We start from the raw sequence: 15,233 nt of genomic DNA, 5'->3' as shown, positions 1-15,233 counted from the left end.
CAACATTAACGGCTTTTTTGCCGCATCTGTGTGACAACAATCGCACGATTCGCAGATACGGATTGATTCGCGGCCTTAAAAACGCCAGAAATACCTTACTAATAACGATATATTGCATGAGTGAGCAGGAATAGGGGCTAACCCGATGTCGAAGATTGCATTGGTGGACGACGACAGAAACATTCTGACGTCCGTGTCCATGACGCTTGAGGCCGAGGGCTTTGAGGTCGAGACGTACAATGACGGACAGGCCGCGTTGGACGCATTTAACAAGAAACTGCCGGATATGGCAGTTCTGGATATCAAGATGCCGCGCATGGATGGCATGGACCTGTTGCAACGTCTGCGGCAGAAAACCCAGATGCCGGTGATCTTTCTGACCTCGAAAGACGACGAGATCGACGAGGTTCTGGGCCTGCGGATGGGCGCGGATGACTATGTCAAAAAGCCGTTCTCGCAGCGTCTTCTGGTCGAACGTATCCGCGCGCTGCTGCGCCGGCAGGAGGCGACCTCGGGAGATGCCACCGCTGCAACCACTGGCGATGCTAAAGTCATGGAGCGGGGAGAACTGCGGATGGACCCGCTGCGCCATGCTGTTAGCTGGAAAGGATCGGATGTGTCGCTGACGGTGACCGAGTTCTTGCTGCTTCAAGCGCTTGCGCAACGTCCCGGTTTCGTCAAAAGCCGCGATCAGTTGATGGATGTGGCCTATGATGATCAGGTCTATGTGGATGACCGCACCATCGACAGCCATATCAAGCGTCTGCGCAAGAAGATGCGCGCCGCCGACCCTGAGTTTTCGGCAATCGAGACGCTGTACGGCATCGGTTATCGGTACAACGAAGAATAACTTTGACTGAATAAGCAAAGGTAGTCGGGTCTGGTGCGCGATACGGAACACGCCAATGAGCTTCGCGACGGGGATGTCGTATTGGGGGATGACTGGGTCATCCCGCAGGATGCTGACGCGGCCGAACTGAACGCGACGCGCAGCCGTCGCAACCTGTTTGCCCTGCGCGGCTCGCCGCTGGCACGCAAGATCATCACTTTCAATCTGATCGCTCTAGTTACGTTGGTCACCGGATTGCTGTATCTGGATGACTCGCGGGAAGAGCAGGTGGCGCAAACCGCGCAGAACCTGATGGGGGACGCCCAGCTTGTCAGTAACGTGTTCGAAGCGCAGTTGCGACAAAGCGAATTTGGCTTGTCTGAATATGCTGGAGAGCTGGACGTCAAGGATACTCTGGCCGAGTTGAGCCTGCCCGAAGGCGGTGAAGTCTTTGTTTACGATGGCTCAGGCACTCTGATCGGCTGGACACGCGGCGGTGAGACACAAATGCCTGGTCTGCTGAGCGTTGATGCGGATATTCAGACAGGCAGTACGTTGATCAGCGACGCGCTCAATGCGGTCTGGACGGGCTTGTCACGAGTTTTCACCAGTGACGATCAAGGGGTCGCTCCGACGCTGGCGCAACGGGTTCAGGCCATTATTCCCGGTGCCCTCGAGGGGCAGACGCAGGTTCAGGCAGTCAAGGATGACGCAGGTGAGACGGTGATCGTCGCGGCCTCGGCAATCCAGCTGGAAGGCGTGCCGGTTGGTGCCGTCGCCATGGCAGGACCCGCGGGCGAGATTGACGCTTTGGCCCGGCGCGAGCAGGAGCGGATCCTGCAAATGTTCGTCGTGGCGCTGTTGGTTTCCATTGGGCTCAGCCTTGTTCTGGCGTCGACCATTGCAAACCCACTTGCCGATCTTGCTGCGGCGGCAGAAACCGGAAAAGACCGCGGAACAGGGGTCAATCCCGGACGTATTCGTATCCCCGACTTGTCGGCGCGACCGGATGAAATCGGACGCCTCAGCCGCGCGCTGCGGGGGATGGTGACGGCGCTTTACAACCGGATTGATGCCAACGAACAGTTCGCAGCCGATGTCTCGCACGAAATCAAAAACCCGCTGGCCAGTTTGCAATCGGCCGTTGGCACCCTGCGTATGATCAAGCGCGAGGATCAGCGCGACAAGCTACTGGATGTGATCGAACACGATGTGCGCCGCCTCGACCGATTGGTCAGCGATATCTCGAACGCGTCGCGTCTGGATGCCGAACTGGTGAAAGAAGAGGAGCAGCCCTTCGACCTGCTCAAGCTGCTTGGCAATATCGGGCAATATCTGGGTGAGGATGCGCGCTCGAAAGGGATCGACTATATCACCGATCTGCCCAGCCAACCCATTGTCATCAACGGGCTTGAGGCGCGTCTGGCGCAGGTTTTCGTCAATCTGATCACCAACGCGATTTCGTTCTGTGAAGAAAACGATGCAATCCGCGTTTGGGTGCGGCGGCGCGAAAACCGCGTGTTGATCGTGGTCGAAGATACCGGCCCTGGCATTCCCGAACAGGCGCTGACCAAGGTCTTCAAACGCTTCTATTCGCAACGCCCGGCCGAGCATTTCGGCAACAATTCAGGCCTTGGTCTGGCGATTTCGAAACAGATCATCGAGGCGCATGGCGGTGTGATTTGGGCTGAAAATATTCGCCCGACCGAGGCCGACATCACCTCTGACCCGCTGGGTGCGCGATTTGTGGTTGGGCTGCCGGTTTAACCCATGAGTGGCTCGCCCCTCTCTGATACTGAAAATCAGGACAAGGCCATCATCCACGCCAGTTGCGTTGCCGTAGATAGCCTGGGCGTTGTGATCATCGGCGCATCGGGGTCCGGCAAATCCGGCCTTGCGTTGCAAATGATGGCTTTGGGCGCCGGGCTGGTGGGCGACGACCGTGTAGTGTTGGGCATGGACGGCCAGAACATTGTCGCAGAGGCCGCTCCCAATATCAGCGGATTGATCGAGGCGCGAGGCGTAGGCCTGCTGTGCGCCACAAACGTTGGGCCTGTTCCCGTCGCCTGTATCGTGGATATGGATCAAACAGAACAGGCCCGACTACCCGATCCGCTAGAAATTCGAGCCCTGAGGCAAACTGTTCCCTTGTTACGGGGCGGCGGCGTGCCCAATTTGGCCGCAGCACTCTTTCAGATGTTGAAAATGGGACGGGTGAACCCGGAATGGCCCAACACATGACACCGCAACGGCGCATCGTTCTGGTGACCGGTCCTTCGGGGGCCGGGCGTTCGACCGCGATTCGTGTGCTTGAAGATCTGGGATTCGAAGCCATCGACAACCTGCCGATGGGTTTACTTCTGCGCTTGCTGGATGGCTCGCAAGACGACCGGCCGATGGCGCTGGGAATTGATGCACGCAATCGCGATTTCTCGACCATTGGCTTTATCGAACTGGCCGCGAAATTGCGCCGGATGGAGCAGGTAGATCTGACCACGCTCTATCTGGATTGTACGGATGATATCCTTTTGCGGCGCTTTTCGGAAACTCGCCGCCGCCACCCTGTCGCTGCAAACGCCAGCCCTGAAACCGGTGTTGTGCAGGAAAAGGAACTGCTTGCCCCCATCCGCGAGATTGCTGACACCCTGATCGACACCAGCCCCTTGAACGTACACCAGTTGCGTGAAGAGGTTGAACGTTGGTTTGCCCCTCAAGGCGGGAGGCATCTGGCGGTTTCAATAGAGTCCTTTTCCTATAAACGCGGCCTACCGCGCGGGCTGGATATGGTGTTTGACTGCCGGTTTTTGGCCAACCCATATTGGCGGCCGGAATTGCGGGCAGAGGATGGTCGAAACCCGGATGTGGCGCACTATGTTCAGTCAGACGCGAGCTATGCACCGTTCTTCGAACGCGTGGTCGATTTGCTCAAACTGCTGCTTCCGGCCTATCGCGCCGAAGGAAAGGCCCATCTGTCGGTTGCCTTTGGTTGTACCGGGGGCCAACACAGATCGGTCGCCACCGCTGAGGCGGTTGCAAAAGCCCTTGCGGAGGAGGGGCAGCAAGTGGCAATTAGGCACCGCGAAATGGAACGTCGCTTGTTGAATGTGAGGCCGGATTGATCGGGATCGTACTTGTTGCACATGGTGGATTGGCCCAGGAATACCTGGCGGCCATGCAGCATGTCGTCGGACAACAACCCGGCCTGGTCGCAATCTCGATCGAGGCCGATCATGACCGGAACGCAAAGCAGGCCGAAATTTGCGCCGCTGCCGACAGCGTGGATGCTGGCGACGGCGTCGTTGTCGTGACCGACCTGTTCGGCGGCAGCCCATCGAATCTCAGCCTGCGGGCCTGTGCGCCACAGGATCGGCGCATCCTGTATGGCGCAAATCTTCCTATGCTGATCAAACTGGCCAAATCTCGCCATTTGCCGATTGGCGACGCCGTGCGATTGGCGATGGAGGCTGGACGAAAATATATCAATGCGCAAAATGTGACATTGGACGAAGACCGGATTGACCATACATGACCACCCGAAGCTTGAAGATCGTTAACGAAAAGGGCCTTCACGCCCGTGCCTCGGCCAAACTGGTTGAGGTGGTGGAAGGGTTTGATGCTCAGGCAGAAGTGTCGAAAGATGGGCTTTCGGCCTCTGGTGACAGCATTATGGGCCTTTTGATGTTGGCAGCGTCGCGTGGAACGACTATTGACGTCGAGACGTCCGGACCGGATGCTGAGGCGTTGGCCGATGCGTTGGAAACTCTGGTGAACGACAAGTTCGGCGAGGGGTTCTGACCGCACCTGCCGCAGGACCAAGAACGGGAAGACCAGGAATTGGCGGAAACAACGCACGAGACCAAGACAGGCCCGGTTGTAAACGGGGTCGAGGATCAGGGGGAAATCTACGACCGTAGAACTCTGACCTATGCAAATTCCTTTGACGATGCGTGGACGTCGACAGCCATCCGCGCGATCGAATGGTGCACCGGCAAACTGACCATTTTGCGCATGGTCAACAAGTTCGAAAAGAAGAACGAGTATTATCGAGGGCAACGGTTCTGGGGCGGTGCGCTCGAGGTTATGGGAATTGACCTGACCACCCCGCCGGAGCAAATCGCAAATATTCCAAAGGAAGGGCCGGTCGTTGTGGTTGCCAACCATCCGCACGGCATGGTCGATGGGATGATCTTCGCCGAACTGATCGGGCGTGTGCGCAGCGACTACCGCATCTTGACTCGCTCGGTTCTAACCGGGCTTGACGAGGCGGCGACGTCGTTCATGATCCCGGTGCCCTTCCCGCATGACCCCGAAGCACAAGCCAAAATGCTGGAAATGCGCGGCAAAGCCATGGAGCATCTCAAAAACGGCGGCGTCGTCGCACTGTTTCCCTCTGGCGTAGTGATGTCCTCCGATGACTGGTTCGGTCCCGCGATTGAGCGGGAATGGAATGTCTTCACTGCCAAAATGATCCGCCGCTCCGGCGCTCAGGTCGTGCCAATCTTCTTCCCAGGCAGCAATTCGCGCGCCTACCAGATCGCCAACAAACTATCAGCGATCCTGCGTCAGGGTCTGTTACTGCATGAAATCGTTCGCTCCTGCAACAAACCGCAATCCCCCGTGATCGGCGAACCGATCTCGGACGAAGATATGCAGCTGCTCGAAACCGACCCGCGCGGTTTCATGGCCTGGCTCAGAAAACACACATTGTCCCTGCGCCAGGCACCCAAACACTGATCCGCCTCTTCATCTGGCTAGAAATATCCCGGGGGTGAGCCCGGATAATTTCCGGGCGAGGGGGCTGACCCCCTTACCGCGTCGGTACTGGGGCATCACCCCTATAATCATAAAACCCACGTTGCGTCTTGCGACCCAACCACCCGGCCTCGACATATTTCGTCAACAGGGGGCACGGACGATACTTGGTATCGGCCAACCCGTCATGCAGTACATTCATGATCGCCAGACAGGTATCCAGGCCAATGAAATCCGCCAGTTCCAGCGGCCCCATCGGGTGGTTTGCACCTAGTTTCATCGATTGATCGATGGACTGTACATTCCCGACTCCTTCATAAAGGGTATAGACGGCCTCGTTGATCATCGGCATCAGGATGCGATTTACGATAAAGGCGGGAAAATCCTCGGCGCTGGCAGCGGTTTTGCCTAGCTTGTCGACCACCGCCTTGCAGGCACTGAAAGTGTCCTCATCCGTGGCAATCCCGCGGATCAATTCCACAAGTTGCATGACAGGGACCGGGTTCATGAAATGAAACCCCATGAACCGTTCCGGCCGGTCCGTGCGGCTGGCGAGCCGCGTGATCGAAATCGACGAAGTGTTCGACGTTAGAATCGTATGCGGCAGCAAATGGGGTTGCAGGTCTTCGAAAATGGCTTGTTTGACGGCCTCGCGCTCGGTCGCAGCCTCGATCACCAAATCGGTTTGTCCAAGCCGGGGCAATTCCAGCGTTGTTGTGATGCGCTTCAGCGCGTTCTGCATTGCCTCATTCGAGATCTTGCCGCGCGACGCCTGGCGGGCCAAATTGCCTTCGATTGTTGCCAAAGCACTATTGAGCGCATCCTGACTGACATCATTCAAAAGAACATCGTAATCCGCCAGGGCAAGGACATGAGCAATACCGTTGCCCATCTGTCCTGCGCCTATCACTCCGACTGATTTTACATCCATTTTTTGGTGCCTTTGTCTCACGGGTCAGGGCGACAGTATCGGTAGATTAGGGCGGGCGGCAAGAGCATCGGGTGCATCCAATTCGCTTCAAATGCGCACATTAGAGAATTCTCAAGACTTACGGCTGCAAGATGGCACCCGGGTGAAAAATGGGTGAGTGTTATGAGCTATCATCAAACAGGCTCGGGGATACCCGAGGATGCCGTTTGCCAATATTTCGGCGCGCGGCTTTGGTTTCGGGGGCCCAAGCGGTCCTTGGATACACCATATATGGCTTGCGCAGGAGGGACAGAAACCTTCGGTCGTTTTGTCGATCGTCCCTTTGCAGCAGTGCTTGAGGACCGGTTGGACCGGCGTTGCCTCAATCTCGGCAGTCTGTTTTGCGGAGTCGACGCGCTTTGTCAGGAAAAAGGCCTGCAGTCCCTTTTAAACGCTGCAGAGCTATGCGTCTTGCAGGCTCCGGACCTTTTGGGGCAATCGAATCGCTTCTATCGTGTGCACCCAAGGCGGAACGACCGGTTTCTTGCTGCAACCGATGACCTGATCTCGCTCTATCCCGAGATTGATTTCGCTGATGTCAATTTCGTGCATCATCTGATGAAACTGCTACAGGGTCATCAGGATGCGAGGTTCGAAGCTGTGGCGGAAGAGTTGCGCCGAAACTGGGTCCGGGAGGTCGGCGGCCTGCTGCAAAGCCTGCAATCACCGGTGATCCTTTTGTGCCTTCGCGTCATACGGCAATCGGAAGACTCTCGACCAGTTCAGGAAACAGAAGTGCCGTTGACGCGTGAGATGCTGAACGCCGTCAGACCCTATTGCGCGCGGATTGTGCGGGAAACGGTGTGTGTTTCGGGCCAGTCGGATGAGTTGGAGGATATGTTGTTCGGTACGCTGCAACAACCGATGGCCGAGTTTATGATCGGACCCGCAGGGCATCGGTCGATTGCCGATGCGTTGGTCGGACCAATCCAGAATCTGCGCTAAAGAAAAGGCCCGCCAATCCGGCGGGCCCATCAGATTTTTCGTCGAAAAATCTCGGTCTATAGATCAGCCGAGTTTCTCAGTCAGTTCCGGTACAGCCTGGAACAGGTCGGCAACCAAACCGAAATCGGCAACCTGGAAGATCGGTGCTTCTTCGTCTTTGTTGATTGCAACGATGACCTTCGAGTCCTTCATACCAGCCAGGTGCTGGATCGCGCCCGAGATGCCTACGGCAACGTACAGGTCGGGGGCAACAACCTTACCAGTCTGACCCACCTGCCAGTCGTTCGGAGCATAGCCTGAGTCAACGGCGGCACGCGATGCGCCAACGGCAGCACCCAGTTTGTCTGCCAGACCTTCGATCAGCTTGAAGTCCTCTTCCGAGCCGACGCCACGGCCACCCGAAACAACAACGCCAGCCGAGGTCAGCTCAGGTCGGTCGCTTTCGGCAACCTTGTCTTCAACCCAGGACGACAGACCGGGGTTGTCGCCGACCGAGATAGTCTCGATCGCAGCCGAACCGCCTTCGCCTGCCGCATCAAAGGATGCGGTACGGAAGGTGACGACTTTCTTGGCGTCGTTCGATTTCACGGTCTGGATCGCGTTGCCTGCGTAAATCGGACGCTCGAAGGTCGAACCGTCAACTACGCCGGATGCATCCGAGATCACCATCGCGTCCAGCAGGGCTGCAACGCGGGGCATCACGTTCTTGGCGTCGGTGGTGGCCGGTGCGACGATGTGCTCATAGCCATCGGCCAGGCCCACGATCAGGGCTGCGGTCGATTCCGCCAGGCGGTGACCCAGCGATGCGTCTTCGGCGACCAGAACCTTGGAGACACCGTCGATCTTTGCGGCAGCCTCACCGGCAGCAGCGGCAGAACCACCTGCGGCCAGAACGGTCACGTCACCCAGCGCCTTCGCGGCGTTGACGGCTTTGGCGGTGGCGTCCAGCGCCAGTTCACCATTATTGACTTCGGCGAGAAGAAGAACAGCCATTACACAGCCCCCGCTTCTTTGAGTTTCGCAACCAGCTCGTCAACCGAGCCCACGACGATACCAGCGGCACGTGCCGGCGGCTCTTCGGTTTTGACGATTTCCAGACGAGGAGTGACGTCGACGCCGTAATCGGCAGCAGTTTTCTCGTCCAGCGGCTTTTTCTTCGCCTTCATGATGTTGGGCAGCGAAGCATAGCGCGGCTCGTTCAAGCGCAGGTCAACGGTCACGATGGTCGGCATCTTGACGCTGATGGTCTGCAGACCGCCGTCAACCTCGCGGGTGATCTTGGCGCTGTCGCCTTCGATATCCACCTCAGAGGCGAAGGTGCCTTGGCTCCAGCCCAGCAGAGCCGACAGCATCTGACCGGTGGCGTTCATGTCGTTGTCGATCGCCTGTTTGCCCGCCAGAACGATGCCCGGCTGCTCTTCCTCGACCACTTTGGCCAGGATTTTGGCAACGGCCAGCGGTTCGATATCGGTGTGCACGTCGTCGGCTGCGACCACCAGGATGGCGCGGTCTGCACCCATGGCCAGCGCGGTACGCAGAGTTTCCTGCGCCTGCTTGACGCCGATGGAAACGGCAACGACTTCGTCAGCCTTACCCGCTTCTTTCAGGCGGATCGCCTCTTCGACGGCGATCTCGTCGAACGGGTTCATCGACATTTTGACATTGGCGAGATCAACACCGCTGCCATCCGCTTTGACGCGAACTTTCACGTTATAGTCAATCACGCGTTTGACAGGCACGAGTACCTTCATTTTGCGCTTGCTCCTCACAAATAACGGTAAGCCGCGACGCGACTCCACCAATGCTCTCGGACGTCTGAATAACGTCTCAAGTCACGCGACAACAGGGCAAAATCGTCATCTCGTGGGCTTGGGACGTCGCGTTTCATGTTTTTTGACGCTGCGGCGCGCAACAAAGGTGCCGTAGAGTCAACGCCTCAGCGGTTTGCGCCTGGAATCCACAGCACATCGGCCGCGCCATTTTCATTGGCACAGCGTGCGGCCACGAAGAACCAGTCGCTCAGGCGGTTAAGGTATTTCACCGCCGTTTCATTCACCGGTTCCATATTGGTCAGCTCAACCGCCAGACGCTCAGCCCGGCGCGAGACGGTGCGGCACACATGAAGATGCGCGGCCAGTCGAGACCCACCGGGCAGGATGAAGCTGCGCAATGGTTGCAGCGCCTCGTTCATGGCGTCAATTTCGGCTTCCAACCGGTCGATCTGCGAGGGGACGATGCGCAGCGGCGTATATTCGGCCTCGGCATCCTTATCCATGTCGGGGCGGCAGAAGTCGGCACCCAGATCGAACAGGTCATTCTGGATGCGCGACAGTGCGGCCTCGACCTCACCATCAGCTTCAGTTCGGGCGACACCGACGAATGAGTTCAGCTCATCCACTGTGCCATAGGCGGCAACACGACCCGAATACTTGGCAACGCGCTCCCCATTGCCCAAGGCTGTTTTGCCGTCATCGCCTGTGCGCGTGTAGATTTTGTTAAGCACGACCATTTACTGACCTCCCTGTCCGCGCAGCCAGACGTAGAGCACGATCAGCACCACGGCAATGAATTGAAACAGAATGCGCAGCTGCATCATCTTGTTGCTTTTCAGCGCGGCACTTTTCCCGGCCTTGCCGAAGTTTGAAATGCCGATCACCAGCACGACGACAACCGCCGCCATGGCCAGCAACAATACGACCATCAAAAGGTCCATGGGTCCACCGTCCGCGTTTATTACATTGGCCTATCATCTAGACCCGCGAGACCAAAATGCGAACCGGTAATTTCGTCTCAGACATCCGACAGGATGCGGTCGATGACCCGAGTCGGCAAAATCCGGCGCAGCCAGCCTGCGATATATGTGGGCGTCGTGACGTAATAGCGGGGGATGGGGCGTTTGGCCTCGACCGCGTGGGCCAGCTTGTCGGTCACGGCCGAGGCCGGCAGTTCAAACCGGTCGGGTCCCGAGGATTCGTAAAGCCGTTTCAGCAGCGATCCCTCGTACCGGCTGCGAAGGGCCGAGTTTTCCCAATCGATAAACCGTTCGAAGATCGGGATGGCGTTTTCTCTCAGCCGCGAGGTGATGGGGCCGGGTTCGATCAGGATGACCTTTATCTCTGTGTCCCTCAGTTCTAGTCGCAGCGTGTCGGTCAGGCCTTCGATCGCGTATTTCGTCGCCACATATGCGCCGCGCCAAGGGTACGCGACCAGTCCCAGTACGGATGAATTCTGGACGATTCGGCCACGCCCCTGCGCGCGCATCACCGGGATGACCTGGCGGGTCAGTTCGTGCCAGCCAAAGAAATTGGTTTCGAAGATGGCGCGCAACCCGTCGGTGGGAAGGTCCTCGACTGCTCCGGGCAGGCCGTGCGCGCCATTGTTGAACAGCGCGTCGAGAGTGCCTCCGGTTGCCTCAAGCACTTCGGCGAGCCCTGCGGTGATGCTGTCGGTGTCGGTATAGTCGATGCGGGGGCTTTCGAACCCTTGGGCGCGCAGCCGGTCGCAATCGCGTTGCTGACGGCACGAAGCAAAGACGCGCCAGCCCCGTGCACGCATTCCATGTGCTGCGTCCAGCCCGATACCGGACGAGCAACCGGTGATAAGAATTGATTTCTGCATCATGTCCCCGAACCTGAGCCTGGCCTATAGCTAGGGTGAGGCTGAGTTCGGGACAATCGCTGCTTTCGCTAGTTCGTCGATTTTCCGACCAGCGAGGCAGAAATCCATCCGACCTGTTGCTGTGGCAACACGCGCAGACGTAGCCAGCCAGTGCCCGAATCGCTGAGGATTTCGACCTTCTGGCCAATCGTGGCCTTGCCAATGATCGGATAGATCGTGCCCGGCCCGTCGCGCATATTGACCCGCGTGCCCGAGATTTCACGGATGTCCTTTTCCGGCTCTGCCGGTGCTATCGGGTCAGCCTGTTGGGTTTCGGCAGGGACTTGTTTCAGACCCGTCACACCGTCCTCAAGCGACGCAAGCTGGATGCCGCTGGTTTGGGTGTCAAACACCGACAAGCCATTGAACCCCTCCAGGCTGGCGGGTTCGGCTACGAATTCGACAATCTCGGGTTGCTGTTTGATCGGTGTGATGCGCACGGTCGGCGTGCGCGCGGCCACGTTGGTGACAAGCGCCTCGGCGGGTGCTGGTGCGATCTGAGTCGGACTGGGCTGGGCCGCAACGCGCACGGGTTGTTCTGACCGCAGGCCGCGCGGTTCAAACTCGGGCCCTCCGCTCATAACATAAAAGCACCAGCCGAGCGCAGCGAAACTAATAACGATAAGGCGCGTCATGGCGCATCCCCCAGGTAATCGTGAAACATGAAATAGGCAGCAGCTTAATGATCCGGAGCATACCATATCTTAGGCCCCGAGTCGAAAGATCGGGGGAAATCCAGCAGTTGCCTCCCCCTGTTGCAAAAAGCGCCACTTGTCCCCAGCAAAATGAGCGCCGGTTGCTTTACCGCGGCGCGCTTGCGTCGTATCACATCATATATGAACGACACGATCGACGACCCCAACATGGAGGCCCCCGAAGGCGGGGGCGAGGTAGCCGAACCGCTGCGCCGCGCGATTGGCGAACGCTACCTTACCTATGCTTTGTCCACCATCATGCACCGAGCGCTGCCCGATGCCCGTGATGGTCTGAAGCCGGTTCACCGGCGAATCCTTTATGCGATGCGCGAGCTGCGACTCAGCGCGACAGGGGGATTCCGTAAGTCTGCGAAGATCTCTGGCGACGTGATGGGCAACTATCACCCACACGGTGATGCCGCGATCTACGATGCGATGGCGCGTCTGGCGCAGGACTTTAACGTCCGCTACCCGCTGGTCGACGGGCAGGGGAATTTCGGCAACATTGACGGCGACAACCCGGCGGCCTCGCGATACACCGAGGCGCGGATGACCATCGTGGCCGAGGCGCTACTGGAGGGTCTGAACGAGGACGCCGTCGATTTCCGCGACAACTATGACGGGACGCTGACTGAACCGGTCGTGCTGCCGGCGCAGTTCCCAAACCTGCTGGCCAATGGGGCCAGCGGTATTGCAGTGGGTATGGCGACGAACATTCCGCCGCACAATATTTCCGAGCTGTGCGATGCCTGTCTGCATCTGATCAAGACACCGGATGCGCGGGACGATACCTTGTTGAACTATGTGCCCGGCCCGGACTTCCCGACCGGTGGCGTGATCGTAGAGCCACTCGAGAATATCGCGCAGGCCTATCGCACCGGGCGTGGATCGTTCCGCCTGCGCTGTAAGTATGAGGTCGAAGACCTGGGTCGCGGCCAGTGGCAGATCGTCGTTACCGAGATTCCCTATCAGGTTCAGAAATCCAAGCTGATCGAAAAGATCGCGGAACTGATCCAGACCAAGAAGATACCAATCCTCGGCGATGTACGCGACGAATCCGCCGATGACATTCGCCTGATCCTCGAGCCACGGTCCAAGAATGTGGACCCCGAAGTGCTGATGGGGATGCTCTATCGCAACTCGGACCTTGAAGTGCGGTTCAGCCTGAACATGAACGTGCTGATCGATGGGGTGACGCCCAAGGTCTGCTCAATGAAGGAAGTGCTGCGCGCCTTCCTTGATCACCGGCAAGAGGTGTTGTTGCGGCGTTCGCGTCACCGCATGGCTAAGATCGACCACCGGTTAGAAGTGTTGGAGGGCTTTATCGTTGCCTTCCTGAACCTCGACCGTGTGATTGACATCATCCGTTATGACGATGATCCCAAAGCTGCTTTGATGCGCGAAGATTGGGGCATCGACCACGTTCGAGCGACGGACGAATCCGACTATGTCTCGCCCAAACCAGGCGAGGGCGAACTGTCCGAAGTTCAGGTCGACGCCATCCTCAATATGCGCCTGCGCAGCCTGCGCCGTCTGGAAGAGATGGAGCTGGTCCGTGAGCGTGACGCGTTGATGGAAGAGCGCGCCAATCTCGAAGACCTGCTGGCTGATCCCGCCCTGCAATGGGCCAAGATCGCCGAGCAGTTGAAAGAGACCAAGAAGACCTTCGGCAAAGACTATGAAGGCGGCGCACGGCGCACCCAGTTTGCCGAGGCCGGACAGGTCGAGGAAGTCCCGCTTGAGGCGATGATCGACAAGGAGCCGATCACGGTCGTCTGTTCGCAGATGGGCTGGATTCGCGCCATGACCGGCCATATCGACCTCAAGCGCGAGCTGAAGTTCAAGGATGGCGACGGCCCGCGTTTCATTTTCCATGCCGAGACCACCGACCGCTTGCTGGTCTTTGCCTCAAATGGTCGGTTCTACACGGTTAGCGCGGCCAACCTGCCCGGCGGACGGGGCATGGGCGAGCCGCTGCGTCTGATGGTCGATCTGCCGAACGAGGCGCAGATCATCGACATCCTGATCCACAAGCCGGGGCGCAAGCTGCTGGTGGCCTCGGATGCAGGCAACGGGTTCATGGTGCCCGAGGACGACGTGCTGGCGCAAACCCGCAACGGTAAACAGGTCCTCAACGTCAAGGGCGACGAGACGGCAATGATCTGTAAGCCGGTTGATGGGGATCACGTGGCTGTCGTTTCGCAAAACGGCAAGTTCCTGGTCTTCCCCACCGAAGACCTGCCCGAGATGACCCGCGGCAAAGGCGTGCGCCTGCAAAAATACAATATGGCACGAGGGCGGCAGGGAACGCTGGAGCTGGATGGTGGATTGTCTGATATCACGACCTTCAATTGGGAAGAGGGCCTGAAATGGTCCATGGGCGGTGACAAGACCCGGCACGAGGCGGATATGTCTCAATGGCTGGCCAAACGCGCCAGTGTGGGGAAAAAACCGCCCTATGGCTTCCCTAGGGACTATAAATTCTCGTGATTTTGCGCCCGCTTGCGGGGAATTTTGCCGATACGGCTTGGCACAGTCCGTATCGGTGCGCTAGATCAAGGAAAACAGGCCTATCGAGACGAGAGACATGTTGCGCATTCTGACCTTGATCACCGGACTGGCCCTGACGGGCGCTTGTACGCAGACACAAGTGTATGAAGAGCCCGAGTCGCTGGGTGAATTTAAACTGCGCGTCAACTATGCCTTTGCCGAAAAGGCGGTGCAGGGCCCGGTTTCACGCGATGCCACACCCGATGAGTGGACCGCGGCGATTCAGAATGCGGTGGATATCCGTCTCGGCCGCTATGAGGGCGCGCAGGATTACGACATCGGCATCAGCCTGGAAGGATACATGCTTGCGCCTCCGGGCATTCCATTGATCTACAACCCGCGCAGCACTGCAATCGTGCTTGTGAATGTCTACGACGTGAACAAGAAAGAGTTTCTGGCCAAGGGTAAAAAATTTCAGGTTCTGGAAGACACCACAGGCGGCAGCGCGTTCAAAGGCTCAGGCCATGAGCGCACCAAGGAAGAGCAGATGAGCGGTCTGTCCCTGAAGGTAGCGGACCGAGTCGAAGAATGGCTGGCCGAGGAACATCAGCAAAACGGTTGGTTCAAAAGCCGCCCCGATCTGATCCAGCCGCTGGATTCCGGTGAACTCACGCAAAATCCAGCGTCGTAAACGGCTTTTCCCGCAGGATGTGCTTGATTTTCCCCTGCGAACCAAATATCTCGCGCGCGCAGATGTAACCACGGGACCACGGGTCCCCCAAATCGCAAAAGGGCGCCTGAGGAATGGCAAAGGAAAAGTTTGAGCGTACAAAACCGCACGTCAACATCGGCACGATTGGCCACGTTGACCATGGTAAGACCACGCTGACCGCAG

Annotated in this window: 18 protein-coding genes; 11 read left to right on the top strand and 7 right to left on the bottom strand. The window is 58.1% G+C overall.

Translation table 11 applies throughout. The features are described 5' to 3' along the window. Window positions 1–145: 145 nt before the first annotated feature. The 7 genes from ACR0DB_RS20250 to ACR0DB_RS20220 are packed head-to-tail and all read left to right on the top strand — an operon-like array spanning window position 146 to window position 5,563. Window positions 146–850 (top strand): response regulator transcription factor, encoded by a 705-nt coding sequence (locus tag ACR0DB_RS20250; protein ID WP_170775352.1) that lies wholly within the window; start codon window positions 146–148, stop codon window positions 848–850. 33 nt (window positions 851–883) lie between these two features. Then, entirely contained in the window at window positions 884–2,596 is a 1,713-nt protein-coding gene (locus tag ACR0DB_RS20245) for an ATP-binding protein (RefSeq protein WP_170775353.1), read from the top strand. 3 nt (window positions 2,597–2,599) lie between these two features. Next, the gene (locus tag ACR0DB_RS20240; RefSeq protein ID WP_480552618.1) at window positions 2,600–3,070 is read left to right on the top strand and encodes an HPr kinase/phosphorylase; all 471 of its coding nucleotides are present in this window, start codon (window positions 2,600–2,602) and stop codon (window positions 3,068–3,070) included. Beyond that, entirely contained in the window at window positions 3,055–3,948 is an 894-nt protein-coding gene (rapZ, locus tag ACR0DB_RS20235) for an RNase adapter RapZ (protein WP_480552617.1), read from the top strand. The genes ACR0DB_RS20240 and rapZ overlap by 16 nt, the downstream gene beginning before the upstream one ends. Beyond that, window positions 3,945–4,358 carry a PTS sugar transporter subunit IIA gene (locus ACR0DB_RS20230; protein WP_170775360.1) on the top strand — a complete coding sequence of 138 codons (414 nt, stop codon included), beginning with the start codon at window positions 3,945–3,947 and terminating at the stop codon, window positions 4,356–4,358. Before rapZ ends, ACR0DB_RS20230 begins: the two co-directional genes overlap by 4 nt. Beyond that, the gene (locus ACR0DB_RS20225; protein ID WP_170356715.1) at window positions 4,355–4,624 is read left to right on the top strand and encodes an HPr family phosphocarrier protein; all 270 of its coding nucleotides are present in this window, start codon (window positions 4,355–4,357) and stop codon (window positions 4,622–4,624) included. The genes ACR0DB_RS20230 and ACR0DB_RS20225 overlap by 4 nt, the downstream gene beginning before the upstream one ends. A 39-nt stretch (window positions 4,625–4,663) precedes the next feature. After that, window positions 4,664–5,563: a lysophospholipid acyltransferase family protein gene (locus ACR0DB_RS20220; RefSeq protein WP_170775368.1), complete on the top strand. Its 900-nt coding sequence runs from the start codon at window positions 4,664–4,666 to the stop codon at window positions 5,561–5,563. A 73-nt stretch (window positions 5,564–5,636) separates the two neighbouring features. Here the strand turns inward: ACR0DB_RS20220 and ACR0DB_RS20215 are convergent, their stop codons facing one another. Continuing rightward, window positions 5,637–6,512, bottom strand: coding sequence for a 3-hydroxybutyryl-CoA dehydrogenase (locus ACR0DB_RS20215; RefSeq protein WP_480552615.1), 876 nt, complete (start codon window positions 6,510–6,512; stop codon window positions 5,637–5,639). 162 nt (window positions 6,513–6,674) lie between these two features. Here ACR0DB_RS20215 and ACR0DB_RS20210 point away from each other — a divergent pair, with 162 nt between their 5' ends. Then, window positions 6,675–7,496, top strand: coding sequence for a DUF6473 family protein (locus ACR0DB_RS20210; RefSeq protein WP_480552613.1), 822 nt, complete (start codon window positions 6,675–6,677; stop codon window positions 7,494–7,496). Between the two features lie 63 nt (window positions 7,497–7,559). Here the strand turns inward: ACR0DB_RS20210 and ACR0DB_RS20205 are convergent, their stop codons facing one another. The 6 genes from ACR0DB_RS20205 to ACR0DB_RS20180 form a co-directional block, all read right to left on the bottom strand. Next, complete coding sequence (locus tag ACR0DB_RS20205; RefSeq protein ID WP_480552611.1) at window positions 7,560–8,489, bottom strand: electron transfer flavoprotein subunit alpha/FixB family protein; 930 nt, start codon at window positions 8,487–8,489, stop codon at window positions 7,560–7,562. Beyond that, a complete protein-coding gene (locus ACR0DB_RS20200; RefSeq protein ID WP_170775374.1) occupies window positions 8,489–9,247 on the bottom strand; it encodes an electron transfer flavoprotein subunit beta/FixA family protein in 759 nt (252 codons plus the stop codon). The genes ACR0DB_RS20205 and ACR0DB_RS20200 overlap by 1 nt, the downstream gene beginning before the upstream one ends. 185 nt (window positions 9,248–9,432) lie before the next feature. Beyond that, entirely contained in the window at window positions 9,433–10,005 is a 573-nt protein-coding gene (locus ACR0DB_RS20195) for a cob(I)yrinic acid a,c-diamide adenosyltransferase (RefSeq protein WP_170775376.1), read from the bottom strand. Next, entirely contained in the window at window positions 10,006–10,209 is a 204-nt protein-coding gene (locus tag ACR0DB_RS20190; protein WP_170356709.1) for a twin transmembrane helix small protein, read from the bottom strand. Window positions 10,210–10,286: 77 nt separating this feature from the next. Then, the gene (locus ACR0DB_RS20185) at window positions 10,287–11,114 is read right to left on the bottom strand and encodes an SDR family NAD(P)-dependent oxidoreductase (RefSeq protein WP_480552691.1); all 828 of its coding nucleotides are present in this window, start codon (window positions 11,112–11,114) and stop codon (window positions 10,287–10,289) included. 68 nt (window positions 11,115–11,182) lie between these two features. Continuing rightward, window positions 11,183–11,788: an SH3 domain-containing protein gene (locus ACR0DB_RS20180; protein ID WP_237217585.1), complete on the bottom strand. Its 606-nt coding sequence runs from the start codon at window positions 11,786–11,788 to the stop codon at window positions 11,183–11,185. 201 nt (window positions 11,789–11,989) lie between these two features. Between ACR0DB_RS20180 and parC the strand changes: the two genes are divergently transcribed. The 3 genes from parC to ACR0DB_RS20165 all read left to right on the top strand — a co-directional run. Further along, window positions 11,990–14,338: a DNA topoisomerase IV subunit A gene (parC, locus tag ACR0DB_RS20175; protein WP_480552609.1), complete on the top strand. Its 2,349-nt coding sequence runs from the start codon at window positions 11,990–11,992 to the stop codon at window positions 14,336–14,338. 97 nt (window positions 14,339–14,435) lie between these two features. Further along, on the top strand, window positions 14,436–15,029 hold the full coding sequence (locus tag ACR0DB_RS20170) for a hypothetical protein (protein ID WP_170787255.1): 594 nt from the start codon (window positions 14,436–14,438) through the stop codon (window positions 15,027–15,029). A gap of 113 nt (window positions 15,030–15,142) precedes the next feature. Continuing rightward, on the top strand, window positions 15,143–15,233 hold a 91-nt coding region (locus tag ACR0DB_RS20165), incomplete at its 3' end, for a GTP-binding protein (protein ID WP_215675807.1).

This window comes from Ruegeria sp. AB6 (assembly GCF_056542685.1).
Note: the sequence above shows the minus strand (reverse complement) of the source record. Positions and strands in the feature narration are given on the sequence as shown.

Bases quoted from the DNA above. Each gene is read 5' to 3' on its own strand.
- ACR0DB_RS20250 (WP_170775352.1), top strand. From the start codon at position 146: ATGTCGAAGATTGCATTGGTGGACGACGACAGAAACATTCTGACGTCC.
- ACR0DB_RS20240 (WP_480552618.1), top strand. From the start codon at position 2,600: ATGAGTGGCTCGCCCCTCTCTGATACTGAAAATCAGGACAAGGCCATC.
- rapZ (WP_480552617.1), top strand. From the start codon at position 3,055: ATGGCCCAACACATGACACCGCAACGGCGCATCGTTCTGGTGACCGGT.
- ACR0DB_RS20225 (WP_170356715.1), top strand. From the start codon at position 4,355: ATGACCACCCGAAGCTTGAAGATCGTTAACGAAAAGGGCCTTCACGCC.
- ACR0DB_RS20215 (WP_480552615.1), bottom strand. From the start codon at position 6,512: ATGGATGTAAAATCAGTCGGAGTGATAGGCGCAGGACAGATGGGCAAC.
- ACR0DB_RS20210 (WP_480552613.1), top strand. From the start codon at position 6,675: ATGAGCTATCATCAAACAGGCTCGGGGATACCCGAGGATGCCGTTTGC.
- ACR0DB_RS20205 (WP_480552611.1), bottom strand. From the start codon at position 8,489: ATGGCTGTTCTTCTTCTCGCCGAAGTCAATAATGGTGAACTGGCGCTG.
- ACR0DB_RS20200 (WP_170775374.1), bottom strand. From the start codon at position 9,247: ATGAAGGTACTCGTGCCTGTCAAACGCGTGATTGACTATAACGTGAAA.
- ACR0DB_RS20195 (WP_170775376.1), bottom strand. From the start codon at position 10,005: ATGGTCGTGCTTAACAAAATCTACACGCGCACAGGCGATGACGGCAAA.
- ACR0DB_RS20190 (WP_170356709.1), bottom strand. From the start codon at position 10,209: ATGGACCTTTTGATGGTCGTATTGTTGCTGGCCATGGCGGCGGTTGTC.
- ACR0DB_RS20185 (WP_480552691.1), bottom strand. From the start codon at position 11,114: ATGCAGAAATCAATTCTTATCACCGGTTGCTCGTCCGGTATCGGGCTG.
- ACR0DB_RS20180 (WP_237217585.1), bottom strand. From the start codon at position 11,788: ATGACGCGCCTTATCGTTATTAGTTTCGCTGCGCTCGGCTGGTGCTTT.
- parC (WP_480552609.1), top strand. From the start codon at position 11,990: ATGAACGACACGATCGACGACCCCAACATGGAGGCCCCCGAAGGCGGG.
- ACR0DB_RS20170 (WP_170787255.1), top strand. From the start codon at position 14,436: ATGTTGCGCATTCTGACCTTGATCACCGGACTGGCCCTGACGGGCGCT.